The sequence below is a fragment of the Solimonas sp. SE-A11 genome, from assembly GCF_030345715.1.
GTDB lineage: Bacteria > Pseudomonadota > Gammaproteobacteria > Nevskiales > Nevskiaceae > Solimonas_A.
In genome coordinates this window covers 174,527-196,817 of the sequence record NZ_JAUASX010000006.1, presented here as the reverse complement: position 1 = coordinate 196,817, position 22,291 = coordinate 174,527, and the positions used below count along the sequence as shown (strand labels likewise).

General features: G+C 68.0%; 14 protein-coding genes. 1 reads left to right on the top strand and 13 read right to left on the bottom strand.

What is annotated here, in order from left to right; all coding sequences use genetic code 11:
* Positions 1–20: 20 nt before the first annotated feature.
* The gene (locus QT386_RS09405; protein ID WP_289273494.1) at positions 21–854 is read right to left on the bottom strand and encodes an OmpW family protein; all 834 of its coding nucleotides are present in this window, start codon (positions 852–854) and stop codon (positions 21–23) included.
* A gap of 237 nt (positions 855–1,091) precedes the next feature.
* On the opposite strand from QT386_RS09405, the gene ybaL reads away from it, so the two are divergent.
* Entirely contained in the window at positions 1,092–2,810 is a 1,719-nt protein-coding gene (gene ybaL / locus QT386_RS09400) for a YbaL family putative K(+) efflux transporter (RefSeq protein WP_289273493.1), read from the top strand.
* Between the two features lie 52 nt (positions 2,811–2,862).
* Here the strand turns inward: ybaL and QT386_RS09395 are convergent, their stop codons facing one another.
* The 12 genes from QT386_RS09395 to QT386_RS09340 form a co-directional block, all read right to left on the bottom strand.
* The gene (locus QT386_RS09395) at positions 2,863–3,702 is read right to left on the bottom strand and encodes an MnmC family methyltransferase (RefSeq protein ID WP_289273492.1); all 840 of its coding nucleotides are present in this window, start codon (positions 3,700–3,702) and stop codon (positions 2,863–2,865) included.
* A gap of 369 nt (positions 3,703–4,071) precedes the next feature.
* Complete coding sequence (locus QT386_RS09390; RefSeq protein ID WP_289273491.1) at positions 4,072–4,887, bottom strand: alpha/beta fold hydrolase; 816 nt, start codon at positions 4,885–4,887, stop codon at positions 4,072–4,074.
* A 63-nt stretch (positions 4,888–4,950) separates the two neighbouring features.
* Positions 4,951–5,283, bottom strand: a complete 333-nt coding sequence (locus tag QT386_RS09385; protein WP_289273490.1) for a hypothetical protein — start codon at positions 5,281–5,283, stop codon at positions 4,951–4,953.
* Positions 5,284–5,377: 94 nt separating this feature from the next.
* The gene (locus tag QT386_RS09380) at positions 5,378–8,440 is read right to left on the bottom strand and encodes an efflux RND transporter permease subunit (protein ID WP_289273489.1); all 3,063 of its coding nucleotides are present in this window, start codon (positions 8,438–8,440) and stop codon (positions 5,378–5,380) included.
* A gap of 10 nt (positions 8,441–8,450) precedes the next feature.
* Entirely contained in the window at positions 8,451–9,503 is a 1,053-nt protein-coding gene (locus QT386_RS09375) for an efflux RND transporter periplasmic adaptor subunit (protein ID WP_289273488.1), read from the bottom strand.
* A 3-nt stretch (positions 9,504–9,506) separates the two neighbouring features.
* Positions 9,507–10,943 carry a TolC family protein gene (locus QT386_RS09370; protein ID WP_289273487.1) on the bottom strand — a complete coding sequence of 479 codons (1,437 nt, stop codon included), beginning with the start codon at positions 10,941–10,943 and terminating at the stop codon, positions 9,507–9,509.
* 32 nt (positions 10,944–10,975) lie between these two features.
* Positions 10,976–11,614 (bottom strand): TetR/AcrR family transcriptional regulator, encoded by a 639-nt coding sequence (locus tag QT386_RS09365; RefSeq protein WP_289273486.1) that lies wholly within the window; start codon positions 11,612–11,614, stop codon positions 10,976–10,978.
* Positions 11,615–11,832: 218 nt separating this feature from the next.
* The gene (locus QT386_RS09360; RefSeq protein ID WP_289273485.1) at positions 11,833–12,267 is read right to left on the bottom strand and encodes a nuclear transport factor 2 family protein; all 435 of its coding nucleotides are present in this window, start codon (positions 12,265–12,267) and stop codon (positions 11,833–11,835) included.
* Positions 12,268–12,421: 154 nt separating this feature from the next.
* Entirely contained in the window at positions 12,422–16,207 is a 3,786-nt protein-coding gene (locus QT386_RS09355; protein WP_289273484.1) for a hypothetical protein, read from the bottom strand.
* Position 16,208: 1 nt separating this feature from the next.
* A complete protein-coding gene (locus QT386_RS09350) occupies positions 16,209–18,503 on the bottom strand; it encodes a FimV family protein (protein ID WP_289273483.1) in 2,295 nt (764 codons plus the stop codon).
* Positions 18,500–20,503: a heme-binding protein gene (locus QT386_RS09345; protein ID WP_289273482.1), complete on the bottom strand. Its 2,004-nt coding sequence runs from the start codon at positions 20,501–20,503 to the stop codon at positions 18,500–18,502. Before QT386_RS09345 ends, QT386_RS09350 begins: the two co-directional genes overlap by 4 nt.
* Positions 20,500–22,284 (bottom strand): cytochrome c3 family protein, encoded by a 1,785-nt coding sequence (locus tag QT386_RS09340; protein ID WP_289273481.1) that lies wholly within the window; start codon positions 22,282–22,284, stop codon positions 20,500–20,502. Before QT386_RS09340 ends, QT386_RS09345 begins: the two co-directional genes overlap by 4 nt.
* Positions 22,285–22,291: the final 7 nt, after the last annotated feature.

Sequence of the window (22,291 nt, the reverse complement as noted above, 5' to 3'; positions counted from 1 at the left end):
CCGGCCTTGCCTGGCGCTACTCAGAGCTTGAATCGATACCCCACCAGCACCGACACCGCCAGCGGATTCAGGTCCAGGTCGGTGCTGCTGCGGGACAGGCGCGTGCCATCGGCGGCGTAGATGTCGATGGTCGACTCGGTGGACAACATCAGGTAGGACACCGAGGCCGAGACATTCCAGTGTTCGCTGAGCGACATCGCCAGGCCGACGTTGAAAGCCGGCGCGAAGGACGGCGAAGCGTCGGCCTTGGTGTAGGTGGCGCCGGGCTTGCCGGCAGCCAGCGCCAGGACGCGCCCGAACTGGTTGTTCAGCGCGGTATCGAAGCTGGAGCTCAGCTCCACGTCCGTGAACCAGGTGTAGGTGAGGCCCACACCGACATAGGGCCGCACCGGATCGCGGGGGCTGCCGAAGCTGTACTGCAGCATGGCGACCGGACTCCACTGCGTGGCGTTGGCCAGGGGATTGTTCGCCGGGGCTCCGAGATCGACGCTGATCAGTGATCCGGCGATGCCGGTGGGGCGTACCACGCCTTCTCCGGCGATATCGAAGCGGGCGGGCACGCCACCCTCCAGCTTCAGCGACCAGTGGTCGGTGAAGTAGTACGAGTAGATGAACAGCAGGGTTTCCGAGCTGCCGACGGTGGCGGCAGTGCCCGCGGAGACGAAGTCCGACTCGATTCCGAGTGCGCCGCCGAGCAGGCTCGGCCGGAGCTTCGTGCGCAATGGCTCGCTGCTGTCCAGCGTATTGACGTGGACGACGCCGAGCTGGAGCTGATGATCACCGGCCTCGCGGGCGGTGGCTGCGCAGGCGAATGCCGCGCAAACGAGTGCCGGCAGGCAGGGGATGGTTTTCATGGGCACCGTTATCGGGGATGGAAGCTGACTCCGCGCTGAAGCCCGAGCCTGCGGCCCTCCCCTTGCAGGCGCTCCGACGCCGACGGAGGTGGCCGATTTGCCTCGATACTGCAGATTGGATTTTCCGGACCGCTCCAGGGCAAAGAAGGATTTTTGTCACGGTTTTCGGCAGCTATGTCAACATGGCGGGCACTTTTCACTGTAAGATGTCTTCCATGTTCGCCCCGAATCCCGACCATGCTGCATGAGACACAGCTGATATCGACGCTGGCGGTGGCGCTGGCCGTGGCATTCTTCGGCGGGGCCGTGGCCTCCCGGCTGCGGCTGCCCCCCATCATCGGCTACCTGGTGGCCGGCATCCTGGTGGGGCCGTTCACCCCCGGCTTCGTGGCCGACGAGAGTCTGGCAGCGCAGTTTTCCGAAATCGGCGTGATTCTGCTGATGTTCGGCGTGGGCATGCATTTTTCCATCGGCGACCTGATGGACGTGCGCCGCATCGCGGTGCCCGGCGCCGTGGCCCAGATCCTCGTCGCCACCGGTATCGGTGCCGGTATCGCCCACTACTGGGGCTGGTCCCTGGCCGAGGGCATCTGCTTCGGCCTGGCGCTGTCGGTGGCCAGTACGGTGGTGCTGTTGCGCACGCTGGAGCAGATGGGGGAGCTCGACACGCTCAACGGCCGCATCGCCATCGGCTGGCTGGTGGTGGAGGATCTGGCCATGGTTATCGCGCTGGTGCTGCTGCCGGTGGCGGTGGAGTTCATGGGCACCTCCGGCGGCACGGCACCCGCGGACCTGATGGCGCCCCTGGCGCACCTGGGCATCGTCCTGGGCAAGATCGGCCTGTTCTTCGTGCTGATGTACGTGGTGGGGATGCGGGTGTTTCCCTGGCTGTTCGCGCAGATCGCCCATACCGGCTCGCGGGAGCTGCTGACCCTGTTCGTGATCGGTGTGTCGCTGGGCATCGCCTACGGCTCGGCGGAGCTGTTCGGCGTGTCCTTTGCGCTGGGTGCCTTCTTCGCGGGCGTGGTGATCAACGAATCCAAGCTGAGCAGCCGGGTAGCGGCGGAGTCGGTGCCGCTGCAGAACATCTTCACCGTGCTGTTCTTCGTCTCGGTGGGCATGCTATTCGACCCCTCGATCCTGCTGGAGAAGCCGCTGCAGGTGCTGGCGGTGCTGGGCGTGATCGTGGTCGGCAAGTCGGCCGCCGCCATCTTCATCGTGCTGATGTTCGGCTATCCGCTGAAGACGGCGCTGATGATCGCGATCAGCCTGGCGCAGATCGGTGAGTTCTCCTTCATCATCGCCGCGCTGGGAGTGAGCCTGGGCGTGCTGTCGTCGGAGGCACAGAGCCTGATCCTCTCCGGTGCTTTGCTGTCCATCGCCCTGAATCCCCTACTGTTCAAGCTGATCCGGCCGGTGGAGCAGACCGTGGCCGACCATCGGCGCCTGGCCTGGCTGGGACAACTGGGCGAGGCCCGGCTGCGTCTCGCCCGGGACGAGCAGGCCATCCCCGAGCTCTACGACCACGTGGTGGTGGTGGGCTACGGCCGGGTGGGGCGCGCGCTGACCAAGATCCTGCGCCGGGCCGAGGTTCCCTTCGTGGTGATCGACAACAACCGCGAGCATGTGGCGCGATTGCGCAAGAAGGGCATCCATACGGTCAGCGGCGACGCAGCGATCGAGGACATCCTCAACCAGGCGCGGCTGGCGAGCTCACGCCTGCTGGTACTGGCCGTTTCCGACGCCTTCCATTCGCGGCGGGTGCTGGAGACGGCTCGCAAGGTGGGGCCGAACGTGGAAACGGTCGTCCGCACGCATAGCGAGGAGGAACGGGCCTTCCTGGAGCGCGGCGGAGTGGGACTGGTGCTGATGAGCGAGCAGGTGCTGGCCGATTCCATGGCCAAGCACGTGCTGGAAGCCTATCGCCTGTCCGAGTTGCTCAGCGAGGCGCGCTGATCGCTGGATCGAAGCCGCCCCCGGGCGGCCTCGCGATACGGGGCATGCGGCCTCAGCGCCGCCTCACGGCCACAACGCCGTCGCCGTTCAGCTCGGTCACGAACCCGGCCAGTTGTAGGCGCTTGGCCACCTCGTTGGGTACGTCGCGCCCGCTGGTGAGCTTGTTCGGCGTGCCGGTGTAGTGGAACAGCCGCCCCTGGGGCCGCAGCACCCGCGCCAGCTGGTTGTAGAAAGTCTGCGAGTAAAGCTCCCCGGCGATGCCGAAGCGCGGCGGATCGTGCAATGCCGCGTCTACGGAAGCATCGGCCAGGGTCGTGATCTGCTCGGAGATGTCGCCGTTGCTCAGGTTCAGCGCGCTGTCTGCCTTGCGCGCCTCCGCCTGGTCCGGCGACCAGGGGTTGAGGCTGCGCAGCCAGATCACGTCCGGATTCTTCTCCCAGGACAGGACGCGCTGGGCCTGCCCCCTCAGGCACCAGGCCGCGAAGTAGCCCAGCCCGCCGCAGGTATCCAGCACCACCTTGCCGCGCGGCTGGATCAGCCCGACCTTGCGCTCCGCGTCGGCATAGGGCGAGATCTTGGCCGTCGGCAGCATCTTGATCCCGTCGATCTCGAAGGTCGGCGCTCCCCATTCCGTGGGCACCAGCTTGATCAGCGAATTCGTGAAACGTGACACGGGCCGGAAGCCTTCGCCGTCCCAGTGGTAGATCGTGCGGTCCTTGCAGGTCTCCATGTAGGGGAAGGACTGGCCCTCGCAGGTCCAGGCGTCGCGGCCAAGCTCGACGGTGGCCGTGGAGAGGCCCAGGTCCAGCGAGCAGGAGACGGTGGCCGCGCCCTGGGTTCGTGCGGCGAGCAGCAGGGTGTTGATGGAGAGGGTCAGCAGGGGCACGGACATTTCGGGCCGGGGTTTTCAGTTTCAGGGCGGGGCAGGGTAAGCATACCCGGGAGCGCCCTGACTCTTCGTGGGCTATTGGCACCGACTTGTGCTCTGAACAGGCCTGCCGGTGCGCGGCGCCAAACGCGCGTCTCGGGTCGATGCGGCTGATCCGTTCGGATTGCGCCGGAGCATCGAATCGCGCTGGAAAAAAGCTGAAGCGCGATCGCTTGCCTTGGGTTTGTAGAAGAATGGGCCGCTACCCATTGAGCGGCAGGGTGGAAAGTCCGCCCGCGCTTCGACAAGCTCAGCGCGAACGGACCTTTTAGCAGGCTCCCTTCGGGGGGCATATGCAGGGATGGTTGGCTGCCCTGGCGGGCTGTCCCGTCGCTATGGCCGGCCGTCGAGCGTTGCCTGGTTCGCGTCGAGCCACCCGGCAATCGCCGCCAGCACGGCGTCTCCCATCTCCCGGTGCGGCACGTGGCCGCATCCCGCGAATACCTGCCGGGTCGCCGGCCCTGCAACCAGCTCCGCGATGCGCTGGGGGTGGACGACCGAGCCGTACTCGTCGTTGTCGCCGTGCAGGGCCAGCAGCGGGCACTGCACGCCGCGCAGGTCTTCGTCCAGGCGCCAGTCGGCGAAGGTGGGGGAGAGCCAGGTGTCGATCCAGGCGCCCAGCACCCAGGGGGCCTTGTCGCCGTGGTAGCGCTTCAGGCGGTCGACCTGTCCGGGCTCGGCGAAGGCGCGCTGGGCCTGGCGGATGCCTTCGAGGGTGCGCTCCTCGACGAAGGCCTGCGCGGATTCGGTGATCAGGCCCTTGCAGTGGTCGGGGTAACGGGCGGCGGTGGCTACGGCCATGCAGCCGCCGACGCTGTGGCCGAAGGCGATGAAGGTTTCCAGGCCCAGGTGGTCGCGCATGGCACGGAACGTGGCCTGGGCTTCGTCGTGGATGAAGGACACCGGCAGGCTACCGGGGAACGGATCGGAGCGGCCGAAGCCGAGGCGGTCGTAGGCGATAACCGTGCGGCCCGTGGCCCGAGCCAGGCGCTCGGGAAAGTCGCGCCAGAGCTCGACGCTGCCGAGCGAGTCATGGAACAGCACGATCGGGCTGCGCGCCGCCTGTGACGCCGAGGGCGTCCAGCGCCGGGCGGAGATGGAGCCTTGGCCGGTATCGACCTGGAAGTCCTGCGTCGGAAAGGCGCTCATGTTTGCGAGGGTCTGCATGCGGGTGAAGGCGGCCCGGCTCTGGGCCGCGCCGGACGCGTGGCCTCAGTCCAGCCCGGCGAGGATGTGGCTCATCCGCTTGCCGGTGGCCGACTTCTTCAGGGCGAACACGATGGCGTTCTTGAGGGGCTCCTCGGAGAACTTGGGGTCCGCCAGGTCGGTGGGGCAGTCCAGGGGGCCGACGAAGGTGGTCCAGTCGTCGCCGATCCACCACTCGCAGTGGGAGGGCGGGGTGAACTCGTCCACCGGGGTCGAGACGAAGCGCTGTGTCTTCTCGTCGAAGGAGACGTCTTCGTTGACGCCCGTCACGATGTAGCGGATGACGGCATCGGCGTAGACGTTGCAGAAGGATTCGTGGATGTTTTTTTCTTTCTTCATGCGCGCATTGTACCGCTGAAGCCGGGTGCGGCCCCATGCCGTCCCCTGTAGCCCGGCGGAGAGGCATGCCGCCGGGCTACAGGACCACCGGATTTCAGAGGCTGCCCACCTCGACCTTGCGGTGGCGCAGTTCGGGCGGCAGCAGCTTGTACATCACCGGGGTCACCAATCGGCCGATCATGGTCGAGGTGATCAGGCCGCCGATCAGCACCCAGGCCATCGGCGAGTACAGGGCGGACTGCTGGAAGGCCAGCGGGCTGAGGCCGCCGATGGCGGTGACCGAGGTCAGCAGGATCGGCAGGAAGCGGATCTCGCCGGCCTTGGCGATGGCCTCGTCCAGGGGCACACCTTCCTCGCGCAGTTGGTTGGTGAAGTCCACCAGCAGGATCGAGTTCTTGATCTCGATGCCGGTGAGTGCGATGAAGCCGACCATGGCGGTGAAGCTGAGGTTGTAGCCGGTGACGAACAGCATCAGCAGACCGCCCATGACGCCCAGCGGCACTACGGTGGCGACGATCAGCGTGGACTTGAAACTGCCGAACTCCAGCACCAGGATCGCCATGATGCCGAACACGGTCACCAGGATGGCGGTGCCGAAGCCGGCGAAGCTCTCGCCGCGGGCCTTGACCTCGCCCGCCACGACGTAGTGATAGCCCTCCGGCCAGTCGTATGCATCCAGCTTTTTCAGGATTTCGTGAGTTAGCTTCTCGGTGTTGTAGCCCTTCTGCGGATGCGCGGTGAGCAGCACGCAGCGCTCCCGTTGGTAACGATAGATGGCATTGGGTGCATCGATCAGCTTGGGGCTGGTGAGCTGCGCCATGGGCACCTGAGAGCCAGTTGCGGTGCCCACATGCAGGCCCTGCATGGCCTCGATGGTGGGGCGCCCCTGTAGCGGGCCGCGAACGACGATAGGGTAGGTGTCGCCGTCCCCCTCGCGGAAATCACCAGCTTGAAGGCCGGCGAAGGCGGCACGCACGGCTTGGTTCAGCTCCAATGGCGCCACACCCAGCAGGCCGGCCTTGACGGTGTCGATCCCCAGGTCCATGTCGACACGGGTGCGGCGCAGCGGGTTTCCGACGTCGCGCGTGCCCTGGGTTTCGGCGAAAATCCGCTCCACGTCCGCCGCAACCTTACGCAGTTGCGGGATGTCGTCACCGACCACGCGGATGGCGATCGGCGCGTCCATCGGCGGGCCGTTCTCGAACTCACGCAGCACGATCTCCGCGCCGGGAATCTTGTCGAATTCGTGGCGCAGGCGGTCGAACAAGGCGTTGGTTTCCTTGTTCTGGTAGCGCTTGAGTTGCACGAACAGTTCGGCGTAGCTGGAGTCGAATTCCCGGGGGAACAGGTTGTAGTAGATCTTGGGATTGCCGTGGCCGAGGTTGGCCATTACGTGGGCAATCTCAGGCTGCCTGAGTAGCAGCGCCTCCACCTCGCGCATAACGGCGTCGGTCCTGGCCAGGCTGGACCCATTGGGCAGTTCCACCTCCACCAGGAACTGCGGCGTATTGGCCTTGGGGAAGACGCTGAAGCCGATGGCCGGCACCAGCATGAAGCTTCCCACCACCATGGCAGCGGAGATCGCCACCGTAGTCTTGGGCCGCGCCAGCGCGCGGCGCAGCCAGGGAGAGTAGACGCGGTGGATCAGTCCCATCAGGGCGCGCAACACGGCGTTGCCTTCGGCTTCTTCATGCAGCGGCAGCACGCGGCTCGCCAGGAAGGGGATGATGGTCAGTGCCACGAACAGCGAGGCCAGCACCGTGAAGATCACCGACAGCGGCAGCGAGCGGATGAAATTGCCGGCGTTGCCGGGGAGTACCATCAGCGGCAGGAAGGCGAACAGCAATGTTGCGGTGCAGCCCAGCACGGCCAGCGAGATCTGGCGCGTGGCGAGCATCGCGGCTTCCTGGCGCTGGTGCCCCATACGCATGTAGCGCGCGATGTTCTCCACCACCACGATGGAGTCGTCCACCAGCAGGCCCAGGGCGACGACGAAGCCGGCGATGGACAGTTGGTTGAGGGAGAATCCGGCAAAGTGCAGCGCCGCAAGGCCCGTTGCCAATGAAAGCGGGATCGACACCATGACGATGCCGGCAGCGCGCAGGCCCAGCGGCAGCAATGTGATCAGCACCAGCACGATGGCGATGGCGAAATCCGCGCCCAGGCGCTTGAGGCGGTGGTCGACGTTGCGCGACTGATCGAAGCCCAGCTCCAGCTTGACCTCGGCCGGCAGCGTGCGCTGGAACTCCTCCAGCACCTGACCGATGGCCTCGCGCGTCACGAAGATGTTGCGACCATCCTTCTGGTTGGCCGTGACGAAGACGGCGCGCCGTCCGTCGAAGCGGGCGGTGTATTCGTCGGGGCCGTAGTCCCAGCGCACGTCGGCCACGTCGCGCACGCGCAGCAGGCGGCTGCCGTCGCCGGCCAGCACGGTGTTGCGAACCTCGTCCAGTGTTTCGTAGTTGCCGCTGGTCTGCACGTTGAAGCGGCGGCTGCCGTACTCCACCGAGCCGCCGGGGATGTTGGTGTTGCGTCCGCTGACGGCGTTCAGCAGCTGGCCGAGCCGTACATTGAGGCTGGCCATGCGCTTGAAGTCGGCCTCGACGCGCAGCTCGCGCTGCGGGAAGGCCCAGACCTCGGAGTCGCGCACACCGGGCAGGCGCTCGATACGGTCCTGCAGGTCGTCGGCCAGATCGCCCAGGGTCTTCCACGACACGGTGTCAGAGACCAGTGCCATCTGCACGATGTTGGTGTAGCCGGGATTGATGCGCTTGACCTCCAGGCGAGTGATGCCGCCGGGCAACTCGGTCCGCACGCTGTCGAGTTCGCGATTGATGTCATCGAATTTCTTGTCGACGTCCACGCCCGCGTCGAACTCGATGAACACCACGCCGACGCTATCGCGTGACGTCGACATCATGTCCTTGACGTCATCCAGCCGGTTCAGTGCATCTTCGATCGGCTCAGATATCTCGCGCTCGATTTCGTATGGGTCGGCGCCTGGGTAGATGGTGATGATCTGGAAGGCCGTGATCGGAAAATGTGGATCTTCGGTGCGGGGCATGTCACGCCAGGCATTGAGGCCCAGGGCGCAGAGCAGCAGGAAGATCAGGACCGTGAACTGCGGGTTGCGGACCGAGAAATCGGAGATTTTCATCGGTGGCTCCTCAGGGCTTGGCGGCAGCTTCCGCGGTCACCAGGACCTTGTCGCCGTCGCGCAGGTACACGGCGCCCTCGGTGACCACGGCCCGGCCGGCCGGCAGCGGCTGCGCCAGCGCGGCGCGGTCGCCGGCGATGAAGGCCACCGGTACGCGGTGCGCCTTCACCTGGTTGCCGCCCTTGGGCAACAGGTAGACCAGCATGTTGCGCTGGTCGCCCTCCACCAGGGCGGCGAGCGGGATGTACTGCAGGGTTTCACCGTCGGCGCTGCTGCGGATCTCGGCGCGGCCGATCAGGCCGCTGACGAAGGGCGTCTGGCCGGGGTCGAAGGCGATGTCCACGCGGTAGGTACCCATGCGCGGGTCGGCGGCGCGGCTGACTTCCTGCACCTTGCCGGCGAATTCCTTGCCGGGGAAGGCGTCGAAGCGCAGCACCGCGCTGTCGCCGCTCTTCAGGCGCACCACTTCGCGGTCGGCCAGGCCCAGGCGCAGCACCATGCCGCTGCCGGTGTCGCCCAGGGTCAGCACCGGCTGGCCGGCGGCCACCATCTCGCGCGATTCGGCGAGGCGGCGCAGCACGGTGCCGCCGGTGGGCGCGACGATGCGGGCGTTGTTGCGGGCGAAGTCGGCGCTGGACAGGCCGGCGCGGGCCACGCGCTCGGCGGTGGTCAGGTCGTCGAGCTGCTCGCGGGTCAGCACGTCGTCACGGAACAGTTTCTCGCCGCGCTCGAGGTCACGCTTGGCCTTGAGCCAGCCTTCGCGTGCCTGGGTAGAGCCGGCGTCGACCTGGGTCAGTTCCAGCGTGGCGAGGGGCTGGCCGGCCTTGACGGTGTCGCCCTCACGCACGCCGAGTTCGCGGATGATGCCGGGCACCATGAAGGACAGGCGCGTCTCGTCGCGGTAGGCGACCACGCCGTTGCTCTCTACCGGCGGCGTCGCCGGGCCGCTCTCCGGCAGGGCGATGTGGACGTTGCGCGGCGGTGCCTCCGGCACGGCGGCGGGCTCGCCGGAGCCGCAGGCGGCGAGGAACAGGGCGGGCAGCAGGATCAGGACGGGGCGCATGGCTCACTCCGCAAGGTGTTGGGCCGGCAGCGGGTAGGCGGCCGTGGCGTATTCGAGTTCCGCGGCCCGCGACAGCGCGGCCTGGCGGGCAATGACGAGGTTGAGGCGGGCGTCGGTCTGTGCGCGCTCGGCGTCGAAGAACTCCACCTGCGAAAGCTGGCCGGCGTCGCGCTTGCGCGAGGAGATGCGGAAGCTCTCGTCGGCGGCGTCCTGGCGTGCGCTGGCGCTGTCGACGGCGCGCAGCGCCACGGCGAGGTCCTCGCGCGCGGCCTGCTCGGCCATGGCCAGCTTCTGGCGCAGGTCTTCGCGTTGCGCCTTGAGGCTGGCGGTCTCGGCGGCGGCCTGCGCCTGCTGCGCGCGGCGCAGGCCGAAGTCGAACACCGACCAGTTCAGCACCAGCGAGGCCAGCGAGAAGTCATGGTCGCGGTCGAAGTTGTAGCGCTCGCCCTCGATGCCGTAGTCGGCGCCCAGGGCCAGCGTCGGCCAGCGGCCGGCGCGCGCGGCGCGGCGCTTGGCCTCGGCGGCGTCGACGGCGTGCTCGATCTGGCGCAGCTCGGGGCGGCTGCGCGTGGCGGCGGCTGCATCGGCGATGCGGCCCTCGGCCGGCGGCAGTTCGACCGGCGTATCCAGCGGCTGGCCGCGCAGGAAGTTGAGGTAGCGCTGCGCCTGCTGGGCCTGCGCCCGCGCCAGGTCCAGGCGCTGCACCACGGCCAGGCGCTCGGCGTCGGCACGCAGGCGGCGGTCGCGGGTGGCCTTGCCGGCGTCGAGCAGGGACTGCGCGACGCGCACGTTCTCCGACAGGGTGCGCTCGCTGGATTCCAGGATCATGATGCCGGCGCGTGCCTGCGCCAGGGCATAGGCCGCCTGCTTGACGTCGCGCACCAGGGTGCGGGCCAGTGCTTCGCGCGCGGCGGTCTCGGACTGGTACAGCGACTGGCGCGCGTCGATGGCGTTGTCCAGTGCCGGTGCGAACAGCGGCGCGGTCAGCGACAGACGCGTGTCCTGCTCCTTCTCACGCAGCAGGTCGATGCTCTGGTTCTGGATCTGCGGGAAGTTCTGCGTGCCGGTGAGCTGGTTGAGCGTGGTGTAGACCGGGTTGAGCAGGTCGCCAGCGGGGAAGTCGATGGTGCGGCCGCCGTCGGCTACGGTGTAGCGCGCCTTCAGGTCGAGCTGCGGCAGGCGCTGGGCGCGTGCTTCTCGCAGCGCCTCGAAGCGCGCGTTCACGGACTGGTTCTGTGCGCCCAGGCTGGCGTTGTTGGCCAGCGCCTCGGCGATGAAGCCCACCAGCGGGTCGTCCTGCACCGCGGCGGCGGTGACGGTAGCGGTGCTACTCAGGCCCAGCGACATCGACAGCTGCGGCGCCGGCGCGGCCTGTGCGGTGCCCAGCACCAGCAGTGCCCCGCCCGCGGCGGTGGACAGGCGCGGAATCGCGTTACGCATGTCGTTCTCCCCCTTCCAAAAAAGTGATGGGCTCAGGTGCGCAGCGAGCGCAACCCGAACTCCATGCTGTATTGCAGGAACTGATCAAGGCCGAACCCTTCATCGGTGATCAGCGAGGCTTTGGTTTGCGCCAGCTGGATCACGCCATGGGTCAGGCCCCAGAGCGTGATCGCGGCGAGCATCGGGTCCCCGATGTCCTTGCGGATCGAGCCGTCGGCCATGCCGGCGAGCAGGCTCTTGACCGTGACCTCATGGACGCTGCGTCCCACGCAGAGCACATCGTGCTCGGTGGAGCCCGGCGCAGTGGCGGCCAGCGGATGCCCTTCGAAGCGGGCTAGTGCGGCGAAGCGGAACGGCGATTCCGCGGCAAACTCGATGTAGGAGCGGCCGATGGCCATGACCTGGTCGATGCCGCGCGCCTGCGTGGCCGCGGCGGCCTCGAAGCGCTCGCGCAGCAGGCTCAGCACGCGCTCGCAGATGGCGAAATAGAGATCGGTCTTGTCCTTGAAGTAGGTGTAGACCAGGGCGCGCGACACGCGGGCGTCGCGGGCGATCTCCTCCATCTTGGCCAACTCGAAACCCTTGGCCGCAATCACCCGCTCCGCCGCGTCGATGATTTCCTCGCGGCGGCGTTCCTTCTCTTCCTGGCGGCGTTGCTGGCTCAGCGTCATGGGCGGCAGGTTAACTACAAACCGCGCGGTATTCAACACGTGTCCAGTGTTTGGACTTATGTAGTAAATCCTACCCAGTCCGGACACAATTACTTTACAAGTAATTGAAAAATAATGATTTATTGTACAGATCCGAGCCTGGGAGAGAGAGCCTGATGCCGGGGCCGCTGGCGGCCTTCCAGAAGGCGGGATGCTCCCGCCCAAGGGGATTTTCGGGGTCAGGCGGGGGTCGGGAGGTTGTGGGTCCAGGCGTATTCCTGGATCCGCTCCCGGATGCGCCAGCCGTCCGGGCCGCGGACGAGGTGGTCGCGATACCAGAGGCCGGCAAAGAGCACATGGTCCTGCCCCTGCGGGCCGGCGCTGACCATCATCACCTGGGCGGCAGTGCGAACGCGGGCTTCGTCGCCGGCGAGGTCGACCCGGGACGTGGAGATGGTGTGCTGGCAGCCGCGCATGGAGGCGAGCACGCCGGCGAGATAGGCCTGCATGTCCGCCACGCCGCAGCAGGGGCCGCCGAAGGCGCGAAAGTCGAGAACGGCGCCGGCGGTGAACAGCGCGTGGAACGTGGGCCAGTCGCGTTCGTCCAGCGCGTGGCAGTAGCGCACCAGCAGGTCCTGGATGTGCTGGCGGTCGGCGAGGGCTTGCGGGGTCATGGTGGGCTCCGGCGTGGAAACTTTGCCGAGAGTGACGGGACTTGCCGTGGGTGACCTCACCTGAGTGCGGGAGGAGCGCAGGGCGGGAGCATCCCACCCTGCGTGTTCTCTTCAGGATTCCGCAAGGCGGGATGCTCCCGCCCCACGGTTGGGCTCAGGGGCGCCGCTTCTCGTTCTTCTGGCTGGCCGGGTTCTTCTTTTCTGTGGCGGGCGCGGCCTTCTTCGGCGGCACGGCCTTGAGCTGGTTGCTGACGAACCAGGGCTCGCCGTTCTTGTCGAGGTAGAGGCGCTGCATCTCCTCGACGTTGAAAGGGCGTGACCCGATGCGGCCGAAGACGGCGATCTGGTGGCCGGTTTCGTCCACGGCGCGGTCGCGTTCCAGGCCCTTGCTCAACGCTAGAGCCGGCTTCACGGTCTGGCGATGGGCGATCCAGACCGGGCGCGGCTCCGGCGAGAAGCCGTAGAACTTGGGCTGGGTGTCGGGTGCGGTGAGCTGGATCACGTGCAGGCCGCTGGCGGCATCGGCGACGTAGGCGAACAGCGAGGCGTTGGTGCTGCCCACGGTGATGTCGCGTGCGTCCTGGATGCGGCCGTCGGCGTCGTAGCGCTGCAGCAGCGCGGGGGCCTCGGGCTTCTCGATATCGACGATGGCGATGCCGTCCTTGCCGGCGGCGACATAAGCGTAGGTGCGCGCCAGGTGGACGCGGTGGGCGTCGGCCAGCGGCACCAGGGCGCCGGCGACCACGCGTGGCTGCGCGGGCTTGGTGATGTCGATGGTCTGCAGGCCGGCACCGGTGACGGCGAAGAGGTAGCGGAACTGTACGGCGACGCTGCGGACGTCCTGCAGCGGGATGGTGGCCTCGATCTGTGGCTTCATCGGGTCGTTGAGGTTCACCACCACGATGCCGGCATCCGCCGAGACGTAGGCGCGGTGGCCGGCGAGCACCACGTGGCGCGCACCCTTGAGGGCGCCGCCGCCGTTCCAGGTGAGGGCGCGCTTGAGGTAGTTGTTGCGCGGTTCGCCATCCTGCAGGGTATCGACGTTGACCAGGATCAGGCCCTCTTCCGCGTCGCTGATGACGGCGTAGTGGTAGATCGGGTGGAAGGGCTGTTCCTGGTTGACGATGCGCATCAGGTCGCCCTGGTTGCGCAGCGGGTTGATCGGCTGGTTGGTGGGCAGGGCCACGCAGCTGGCGTTCTTGGAGCCGATGTGCAGGTCCTGGCCCAGGAACGAGAACGGTGCGGTGATGATGCGCTGCGAGAAGCCCTTGTTGGCGATGCTGGCGACGTCGTAGGCGCGCATGCCGCCGCGGCCTTCCGCGGCATAGAGGTATTCGCCGCGCAGCTGCAGGCACTGCACCGGGCCGCGGGCGGAGTGGTCGTGCGATTCAGGCAGCTTGCGGCCGCGCGCTTCGTGGGCCTTGTACCAGCCGGGGTAGGCGTAGCGGTGCAGGTAGGAGCCGATCACGGCCTGCGGCTCGTCCCACTCGGTGACCTGCACGGCCTCCACGGCGCCGTCCAGGCCGAGCCAGGCGTTGAAGCCGACGAAGCTGACGAAGTTGGTGCCCAGGCCGACCAGGGAGGTCATCCAGGCATTGTTGTCGCCGTTCTTGGAGAGGTGGCAATCCTCGCAGGTCTTGGTCTCGGTCTTGCGCTCGGTGTGCGGGTAGTGCGGCGCGAAGGCCTGCGAGGAGAAGCCGCTGGCCGATACCGGCGCCTGCTGAATATAGATGCGTTCGCGGTTGGAATTGGTTGAGGACAGCACCAGCGCCGAGGTGGAGCGGACGGGCGCGATGCGGTTGCCCTTGGCCTCGCCGTGCTTGCCGATCATGTAGAAGTCGTCGCGCGCCACCTGGGGGTTGTAGGTGGCGTAGTTGCGGCTGTCGCCGCCCTCGAAGTGGTTGCGTGGCGTCTTCCAGTTGGCCTGGATCGGCAGGTGGCAGCCGAAGCAGGAGGTGGTCCAGGAGGTGTGGCAGGTGATGCACATCACCTCGTCGTCCTTGTGGGCGCGGTTCTCGGGCGCCACGTCGGTGCCGAAGAGCTGGTTGATGGTGTCCTTGGACATCAGCTTGGCGCGCGCGGCCTTCTCGTTGTAATGCGAGTTGCCGGGCGTGACCGAGTCCTTGACCAGCGAGACCTCCCATTCCTTCTTTGGGTCCAGCGCGGAGCGCTGGTAGAGCTTGTTGCCGCGCCACTCGAAGCGTTTGCGGCCGTCCTGCACGCGCAGGCGGGCCATGTCGCTGCCGCCCGGCGGGGCGGCGGGGCCGGAGGTCTTCAACGTGGGATAGCGGTCGGCGGTGCCGTGGCAGTCCTGGCAGTCGATCTCCACGGCCTGCGCCACCTCGCCGTAGATGTGGCCGTTGCCGTGCGAGTCCTGCGAGAAGTGACAGTCCACGCAGTGCATGCCCACGTCGACGTGGATGGAGGACATCTGCACGGTCTTGCTGAACTTCTTGGGGTCGTCGTCGGCGACGATGTTGCCGTCCTTGTCCAGCAGGTTGCCCTTGCGGTCGCGCTTGTGGATGGCGCGGAAGTTCCAGCCGTGGCCGTGGTAGTCGGCGAACTGCGTGTCCTTGATGTCCGGGTTCAGCTCGGAGACCTTGTCGAGGAACTCGCGCTTGCCCCAGTTGCCGCGGATGGCCGCTTCCTCGGGGTTGCGCATGTTGATCTTGTGGATCTCGGCGCTGTCCGGGTACTTCTGCTCCTTGGGCCACATGTGGCTGGCGCCGGTCTCGTAGTCCCACATGGTGTAGCCGAGCATCGAGTTGAGGAAGATGTTCGGCTGGTGCATGTGGCAGATCATGCATTGGCTGGTGGGGATGGCCCGGGTGAAGACGTGCTTGAGCGGGTGGCCTTCCTCGTCCTTGGGGATGGTGGGGTCCTTGGTTTGCGTCTTGCCGGTGTGGCCTGCAGAGGCATAGCCGGCGGAGTGCCGCGGATCGCGGTCGTTGGCGTAGACCACGTGGCAGCCGGAGCAGCCGGAGGAGCGGTAGTCGCCTGGCTGGTCGTTGGTGCCCAGAAACCAGGAGAAGGGATCGTTGAGGCGCGTCTTGTGCATGTTCAGCACGGGCACGGCGATGCGCAGGCCGGTGCCGGGGCCGCGGTTGGACTGCTTGATGTCCGGACGGCCCGGTTCTTCCAGGCGCTGGATGTTGCCGCCGGTGTTGGGGTTGGCGGTCTCCGGGAACAGGCTGAAGATGTTGCGGCCGCCGCGCTCGAACACGCGGAACACGTCGGCTGGAGGGACTACCTCCCAGGCCGGCAGCGGGTAGAGCGCTTCCAGCGCGCCCTTCTTCTGCATGTTCTCGTCCGGCTTCACCGGCGCGTCGAGGCGCGCCTGGATGCCCTCGCGGGTGTAGGACTCGCCGGTGACGTAGCGCTTGAACGGCAGGATGCCGTTGTTGTACGCGGCGCCACCCCAGAGCATGGCGCCGGTGGACATCAGGCTGCGCTCGGCGGCCTCGATGATCGGCAGGTGGCAGGCGCCGCAGGCTTCGCGCGCCACGCGGTAGTCACCGGGATTGACGAAGCGGGTGAACTCCGGCGCTTCCTTGTTCAGCAGGGCGAAGCTGTGCTCGGGGTTGCGGCTGGAGGGCCAGTTCCAGGCCTTGGGGTACAGCGGCAGCACGTGCGCCTGCGCCAGAGTGTCGATGTAGGCGGCGTCCTTGCGCTCCAGGCCGGGTTTGACGAAGACCTGGGCGTTGCCGCCGTGGCAATCGGTGCAGCCCAGCACCACGGCCGGATTGGCGTGCATGGTGTGCTGGTCGCTGGCGGTGTGGCAGGACTGGCAGCCGGCCGACTTGGCCTCGGCCTGGTCCTGGCGCTGGAAGCGCGGTGCGAAGTCGGCGATGACGTAGCTGCGCTCCACCGGCTTCTCACCACCGGCGGCCGGGGCCGGTCCGGCCAGTGCGATCAGCAGCAGGGCGGCGAGCAGGCGCATGTCAGTAGGAGAAGATCAGGTTGGCGAGCACGGAGTAGCCGTCCTCGTCGGGGTAGAGCGCACGGAAGCCTTCGCCGGGCAGCAGCACGGCACCGGACAGGCGCAGGATGATGTTCTGGGTGAAGAAGGGGCGCCAGGTGGCCGACACCGACAGGTCCCAGCCGATCTCGCGGCCGATGCCGCCCTGGCTGCGCATCAGCTCCAGGATCGCAGTGTCGTCGAAGCGCAGGTAGTTGGCGTTGCCGAAGATGCGCAGCTGCGGCGTGATGTCGAAGTCGGCACCGGCACCCACCAGGATGATGCCGGGGTTCTCGAAGTTGGACTGGCCGAATTCCTTGCTGGGGCGCAGGTTGGCGAGCACGCCGTTGAACTGCGACAGCGCCACGCCGCCGCCGCCGATCAGCGGCACCGGGCGGCGAATCCAGAAGCTGCTGTCGGCGCCGGCGAAGATCGGGTTCTCGAAGATCGCGTCATAGCCGGTGGCGGTGTCGTCGTAGGGGTCGCGGTCGCCGCTGCCATAGAGGGCGCTGAGGCGCAGGCGCATCCAGTCCATGTCGTAGGACGCCTCGGCCGCGGCGAAGAAGCCGCGGATGTCGCGCGTCTTGTCGAAGAACACGCCACGGTCCTGCCGACCCAGCGCCGCATAGGCCGAGGTGGTCAGGTTGAGACGGCCGAAGTGGCCGTCGCCGTTGTAGCCGAGGTAGACCACGTCGTACTCGCGCGTGGTCTCGGTGCCGATCACAGCGGGGCGTTGCAGGAAGCCGTTCTTGTCGTAGAAGCGGCCGCTGTCGCGGTTGCGGTTGTAGGCGATGATGCCCTGCGAGGTGAAGCCGAACACCGGCGTGTCCTGCCGGTAGAGGCTGAACAGGAAGATATCGTCGTCGCGCAGCGCCGCGCTGATGTCGTTGAGGCCGCTGTTGGTGTCCTTCTCCAAGCGGCGGATCCAGGCCAGGTTGTACTGGTAGCGGTTGTTGGCGCGCGTGCCGAACAGGCGGATGGCCAGCTGGTTGTCCTGGAACAGGAAGCCGCGGAAGTCGCTGGAGAAGGGCTGGATGCCGAAGCGGATGCTGTCGAAGTCGTAGTGGTCGGAGACGGCGCGCAGGTCGAAGTCGGCGAACAGCTCCTGGATGCCGACGAAGGAGTCGCGGCGGTCCAGGCCCTTGGCGGGATTGATGTTGATGGCGCCGGCTTCCTGCACGGCGGTGTAGTTGTAGTTGATCACCGGCGTGAAGCGCAGCTCGACGTCGGGCGGCCGGTAGACCGTGTCGCCCTTGATGTAGGCGGCCGACAGGATCAGGTTGCTGGCCAGCGTGTACTGCTGCGGCCGGCCGAAGAGGTCGAGCAGGCCGCCGTTGCCGGTGCCGTTGCCGCCGATGGGCGTGGGCTGCTCGCGGTATTCGTAGACGCTGTCGAGCGTGGCGTTGAACGAGAGGAAGTGCTGGTTGCCCCAGAGCGGCTTGTCGCCCTTCCAGGTGTTCTGGTTGTACGGGTCCCACCAGCGCTGCGGCACCAGGCCCAGCGAGTTGAGGATGCGCCAGCGGTCCGGCACCGGCATCTTCTCGTACTGCTTCCAGGGCTCGGGCATGGCCACCGGTGCCAGCCGCGTCATGCGGTTGGGGTCCGGCAGCGCCTCGGGCTCGGGTGGAATGCTGCGCGGGTCCACGTCCGGGCGGCGGCGCTCGGGCGGCACGATCGGCGCCGGGGCCGTGCCGAGCGAGGGCAGCGTGAGAGTGGTCTTGGGGCTGGGATCGGGCGCCCAGGCCGGCACCACCTTGGCGGTGGCCGTCCCGGGAGCCGGAACGGGCGGGGGTGCGCTTGCGGGGGCGGGCGCCTGCTGCAGCGTGAGGCCGGAGGCCATGGCGGGAGCCACTGCCACGGGCTCGGGCGTGGGCGCTGGAGCGGGTGTCGAGGCGGCGGGCGTCGTCGCCGGCACCGGGGCTTCCTGCGGCGCGTTGAGCAGCGCGCGTGCATTGCCGGGCTCGCGGGCCAGTTTCCGCGCCAGCTCGGGGTCGATGCGGCGCACGTCCTCGTCGGCGGGTACCGTCAGCATGGCGCCGGGGCGCAGGCGTTCCATGTCGCCTTCGATGAAGGACTTGGGGTTGGCGCGGTACAGCGCGGCGGTCATCTGCCAGGTGCCGATGCGGGTCTTGTCCGGGCGCAGTTCCCAGGCGATGCGCGCCAACTGCTCGCCGCTGCGCACCGGGCCATAGAGATACGGCTCCGCGGCGGCCTGTGCCGCGAGGCTGCTGCCCAGCAGCGCGGCGATGGCCAGCTTGCGGAAGGGCAGGATGCTCATAGGCCGGTGCAGACGTTCTGCTCGTTGCTGTCGAGGAAGGGCTTGAACGGACAGACGAGGTAGCGCAGGTTCACGTCGCCGACGCGCAACTGGTCGGCGCGGATTGCCTTGGGCGCGTTGCCGATGGAGCCGCCGGGCAGCTTGCCGACCGCATCGTTGGCGAGGAAGGGCAGGAAGTCGTCCTGCTCCAGGCCGTCGCCGGACAGGCCGATGGCGCCGATCAGGGTGCCGCCGCGATAGATCGGGAAACCGCCGGCGAACAGCGTGATGCCGTTGGCGATCTTCGGGATAGGGTTCTGCACCGGCTCGAAACCGGCGGTGATGCCCTGGTAGCCGGTGCAGCCGATGCCGACATCGGTGGGCGCCAGGCCGACCACGAAGGCGATGTGGCGGATCACCGCGTTGTAGACCAGGTCCAGCTCCAGGCCGGTGGAGAAGATGCTCCACTCGCCGGCCGGCTTGCTCAGCGGGCCGGGCGGGTTGCCGTCGATTCCGTCCGGGAAAAACGGCCGCGAGATGTTGCCGACCGCGCGCGTGGACCAGGCGAAGGCGCCGTCGTCCAGGCCGGTGGGCTGGTTGAAGAACGTGCGGAAGGCGGTGACGTACTGGCCGATGGATTCGGTGCGCAGGCTGGCCACGGCAGGGCCCGGCGCCAGGTACTCGGCGTCGGGCAGGGCCTGCAGCGCGGTACCGGAGCCGGCGGCGGAGAACAGGATCGAGGTGCGCGCCTTCTGCACGGTGACGTCGGTGGCATCCACCAGGGCATCGCGGGTGCGTGCCACGCCGACGACGGCGCCGTTGGTGTCGACGACGACCACATGGATGCCGGCGCTGGCGCCGAAGGGCCGGCGCACCTGGCTGCGGGTGCGGTTGGCCAGCGCTACGGAGGTGGACAGCAGATCCTTGACCTCCTGCTGCGTCAGCAGGCCGTCGGTACCGTTGATGGGCGGGAAGCGGCGCGCATTGAACTCGTCCACCAGAACGAAGCCGTCCACGGCGGCGAGTTCCGGCTCGGTGATGAGGCTGGCCGGGCGGATGCCCGAGTCCGCCTGGCCGAAGGCGGTGCCGGCGCGAATGACCGGATCGGCATAGCCGCGGATGGTGAGCAGGCTACCCACGCCCGGCGGAATGGCGGCGAAGGGCGGCGCGGTGGCGGGATCGCGGAGGAGGTCGCCGAAGTCGACGTTGGCGTAGCGCAGCGTCTTGGCGTCGAGCGTGATGATGTCGGCGCGGCGGTCGCGCGGTGCGCCGAAGCCCCAGGTGGCGGCCACGGCGATCAGCTCGTCGAGATTGCGGTCGGTGCCGACGTCGTCCTTCACCAGGCCGTAGATGCCGTCGGCGATCACGGCGACGGCACCGACCACGGTGCCGTTCTTGTACAGCGGCAGGCCGCCGGGGTCGGCGGCGAAGCCGATCGGCGAGCGGTGCGGGCCCGGGTCCACGCCCACGCCGTTGTAGCGGCGCGAAATGTCGGAGCAGGGCAACTGGCTGATCTGCACGCCGAACAGCGGGCCGCCGGGGGTGAAGCGCTCTTCCAGGTTGAAGTGCTCCTGGATGATCTGGTTGGCGGTGCGCGTCGAGAAGGCATTGCCCTCCGACGAGAAGTAGGCGCCGGTGAGGGCCTTGGCGATGGCGCCCAGTTCCGAGGGCACGATCTCCACGCCGTCGATGCCGCCGCTGGCGCCGGTGCCGGAGGTGATGCGGATGGTCGTGGGTGCCCCGGCCATCTGGTAGGCCGCCAGCACGTTGCCGACGCGGTCGATCACCACGATGGTGGCGGGTGAGCTGCGCGCCTGCGCCTCCTGCACGCCCTGCGCGATGATCTGCTCCACGTCGGCGACGGTCAGGCGCGTAGGCGTGTCCTGGCAACGGCCGGAGCAGGGCACGGGCCCCACGCCGATGCCGACGCTGCCCGCCGAAGGCCCGCTGGCGCCGCCGCCACAGGCGGCGAGGGCCAGCGCGGCGAGGCCGGCAAGCGCGCGCAAGGCCCGATGGATCATTTCGGAAGTTCCTTCGCGGTGGGCGCAGGCACCTTGGCCGGCTTGGCCGCGCCGGCCCCATGCACGGCGTCCTGCGGCTTGATGCCCCTGGCCGGGCTGCCGAAGTGATGCGAGTCGGCGATGTGGAAGGCGTGGCACAGCGTGCAGCCGGACGGCACCTGGCGGTCACTGCCGGTGTCGCCGTGGCATTCGCGGCAGCTCTTGAGGTCGGGCAGCAGCACATCGGCGCTGGTCTTGGACTGGTCCGCACCATGGCAGTCGCTGCAGGGCTGCGCCTTGTGCGCGGCGTGGTCGAAGCGCGAGCCGTTGAGTGCGTGCTCCTGCAGGTTCACCGGTGCGATGGACCAGGCCTTCAGCGGATCGTCGCTGCGCTGCACCTCATGGCAGTAGTGGCAGGTGCGGCGTTCGAACACGTCGACCATGGTGCGGCGTGCCCGTGCGTCGGCCCAGTCCAGCGCCGCGCGGGCGCTGTCGCGCGGCAGCGTTTCGCCGGGGCGGCGGCGCTGCTGCACCACGGCCGGGGCCGAGCCGTCCATGACGCCGCCCTGCAGGGCCTTGGCGTAGTAGTAGTCGCGCACCACGCCCTGGATCTGCTCAGGCCGGCCATGCGGCAGCTTGCGGTCGGGGTCGTCCGGGTCGAAGTCCAGGCGGTGGCAGCTGGAGCAGTGCTTCTCCATGTTCACCGGCTCGAAGCTGACGCCGCGCGAATCCGCCTGGTGGCAGTCGGCGCACTGCATCACCACCTTGCCCTCGGGCGAGTCGATGCCCTTGGGGTTCAGGTGGACGTCGTGCGGGTAGATCAGGTTGGTGGCCTCGCGCAGCGTCGCCGGCGGCTGGCGCTGCTTGGTGAAGCTGAACTTGCCGGTCTTGGCGTCGAAGGCGGCGATGCGCGGCGCGAACTCCGGGTGTGCCTTGCTGAAGCTGGAGGCCGGCTGCAGCTTGGCGGCGGCAAACTCCTTGTCCGGATTGGCGTGGCAGTCCGTGCATAGCGTAGGCGACTGCGCGCTGATGCCGTGCGTACCGTTGTGCTCGCGGTGGCAGTCGGTGCACTGCTGGCCGGCGAGGGCGGGGTGATTGAGCATCGCCGTGTTGTCGCTGTGCTGCGCGGTGTCCTTGTGGCAGGCCAGGCAGGCGCTGTCGCGCACCTGGCGGAAGGGCGCTTCGTGGCAGGCGGCGCAGTCCTCCACGAAGTAGCGATGCACGCTGCTGACCGGGCCCGATAGCCAGATGGAATCGTCGAAGGGGATGCCGGACTTTGCCAGTGAGCGGTCACGCGGCGTTTCACCGGCCGGGCTGCTGCCGTAGCGCAGTGCCAGTGGCAGCAGCAGGCCGATGGTCAGCATCAGCAGCATCAGCCCCCAGGCCAGGCCGCGCAGCGACAGCCGCGTCTGGCTCAGGCGGGTCTTCAGCGAGGACCGGCGGGCTTGCAGGTCGGCGGCCTGGCTGAGCTTTTCCTCGTAGCCCAGCACCAGCTCGGGCACGCCGCCCACGGCGATGACCTCGAGCCGGAAGCGGCCGACCTCGATGATGTCGCCGGCCTCCAGCTTGGCGCTTTCCACCGGTGCGCCGTTGACCCAGACGCCGTTGGCGGACTTGGCGATCAGCAGCGGGCCGCGCCGGTCGTGCACGATCTCGGCGTGGGCCAGGGCCGCGCGCAGGTCGGGCGTGTAGACGTCCTGGTTGGTGCCGCGGCCGATGGTCAGGCGTTCGCCGATCAGGCCGCGCTCCGTGGCGATGCGTTGGTCGCCCTGCTGCTGGAAGCTCCGTATCAGGACACGCATGGGCGCG

What these genes read in the sequence shown, in the direction of transcription:
- QT386_RS09405 (WP_289273494.1), bottom strand. Translation starts at nt 854, where the DNA reads ATGAAAACCATCCCCTGCCTGCCGGCACTCGTTTGCGCGGCATTCGCC.
- ybaL (WP_289273493.1), top strand. Translation starts at nt 1,092, where the DNA reads ATGCTGCATGAGACACAGCTGATATCGACGCTGGCGGTGGCGCTGGCC.
- QT386_RS09395 (WP_289273492.1), bottom strand. Translation starts at nt 3,702, where the DNA reads ATGTCCGTGCCCCTGCTGACCCTCTCCATCAACACCCTGCTGCTCGCC.
- QT386_RS09390 (WP_289273491.1), bottom strand. Translation starts at nt 4,887, where the DNA reads ATGAGCGCCTTTCCGACGCAGGACTTCCAGGTCGATACCGGCCAAGGC.
- QT386_RS09385 (WP_289273490.1), bottom strand. Translation starts at nt 5,283, where the DNA reads ATGAAGAAAGAAAAAAACATCCACGAATCCTTCTGCAACGTCTACGCC.
- QT386_RS09380 (WP_289273489.1), bottom strand. Translation starts at nt 8,440, where the DNA reads ATGAAAATCTCCGATTTCTCGGTCCGCAACCCGCAGTTCACGGTCCTG.
- QT386_RS09375 (WP_289273488.1), bottom strand. Translation starts at nt 9,503, where the DNA reads ATGCGCCCCGTCCTGATCCTGCTGCCCGCCCTGTTCCTCGCCGCCTGC.
- QT386_RS09370 (WP_289273487.1), bottom strand. Translation starts at nt 10,943, where the DNA reads ATGCGTAACGCGATTCCGCGCCTGTCCACCGCCGCGGGCGGGGCACTG.
- QT386_RS09365 (WP_289273486.1), bottom strand. Translation starts at nt 11,614, where the DNA reads ATGACGCTGAGCCAGCAACGCCGCCAGGAAGAGAAGGAACGCCGCCGC.
- QT386_RS09360 (WP_289273485.1), bottom strand. Translation starts at nt 12,267, where the DNA reads ATGACCCCGCAAGCCCTCGCCGACCGCCAGCACATCCAGGACCTGCTG.
- QT386_RS09355 (WP_289273484.1), bottom strand. Translation starts at nt 16,207, where the DNA reads ATGCGCCTGCTCGCCGCCCTGCTGCTGATCGCACTGGCCGGACCGGCC.
- QT386_RS09350 (WP_289273483.1), bottom strand. Translation starts at nt 18,503, where the DNA reads ATGAGCATCCTGCCCTTCCGCAAGCTGGCCATCGCCGCGCTGCTGGGC.
- QT386_RS09345 (WP_289273482.1), bottom strand. Translation starts at nt 20,503, where the DNA reads ATGATCCATCGGGCCTTGCGCGCGCTTGCCGGCCTCGCCGCGCTGGCC.
- QT386_RS09340 (WP_289273481.1), bottom strand. Translation starts at nt 22,284, where the DNA reads ATGCGTGTCCTGATACGGAGCTTCCAGCAGCAGGGCGACCAACGCATC.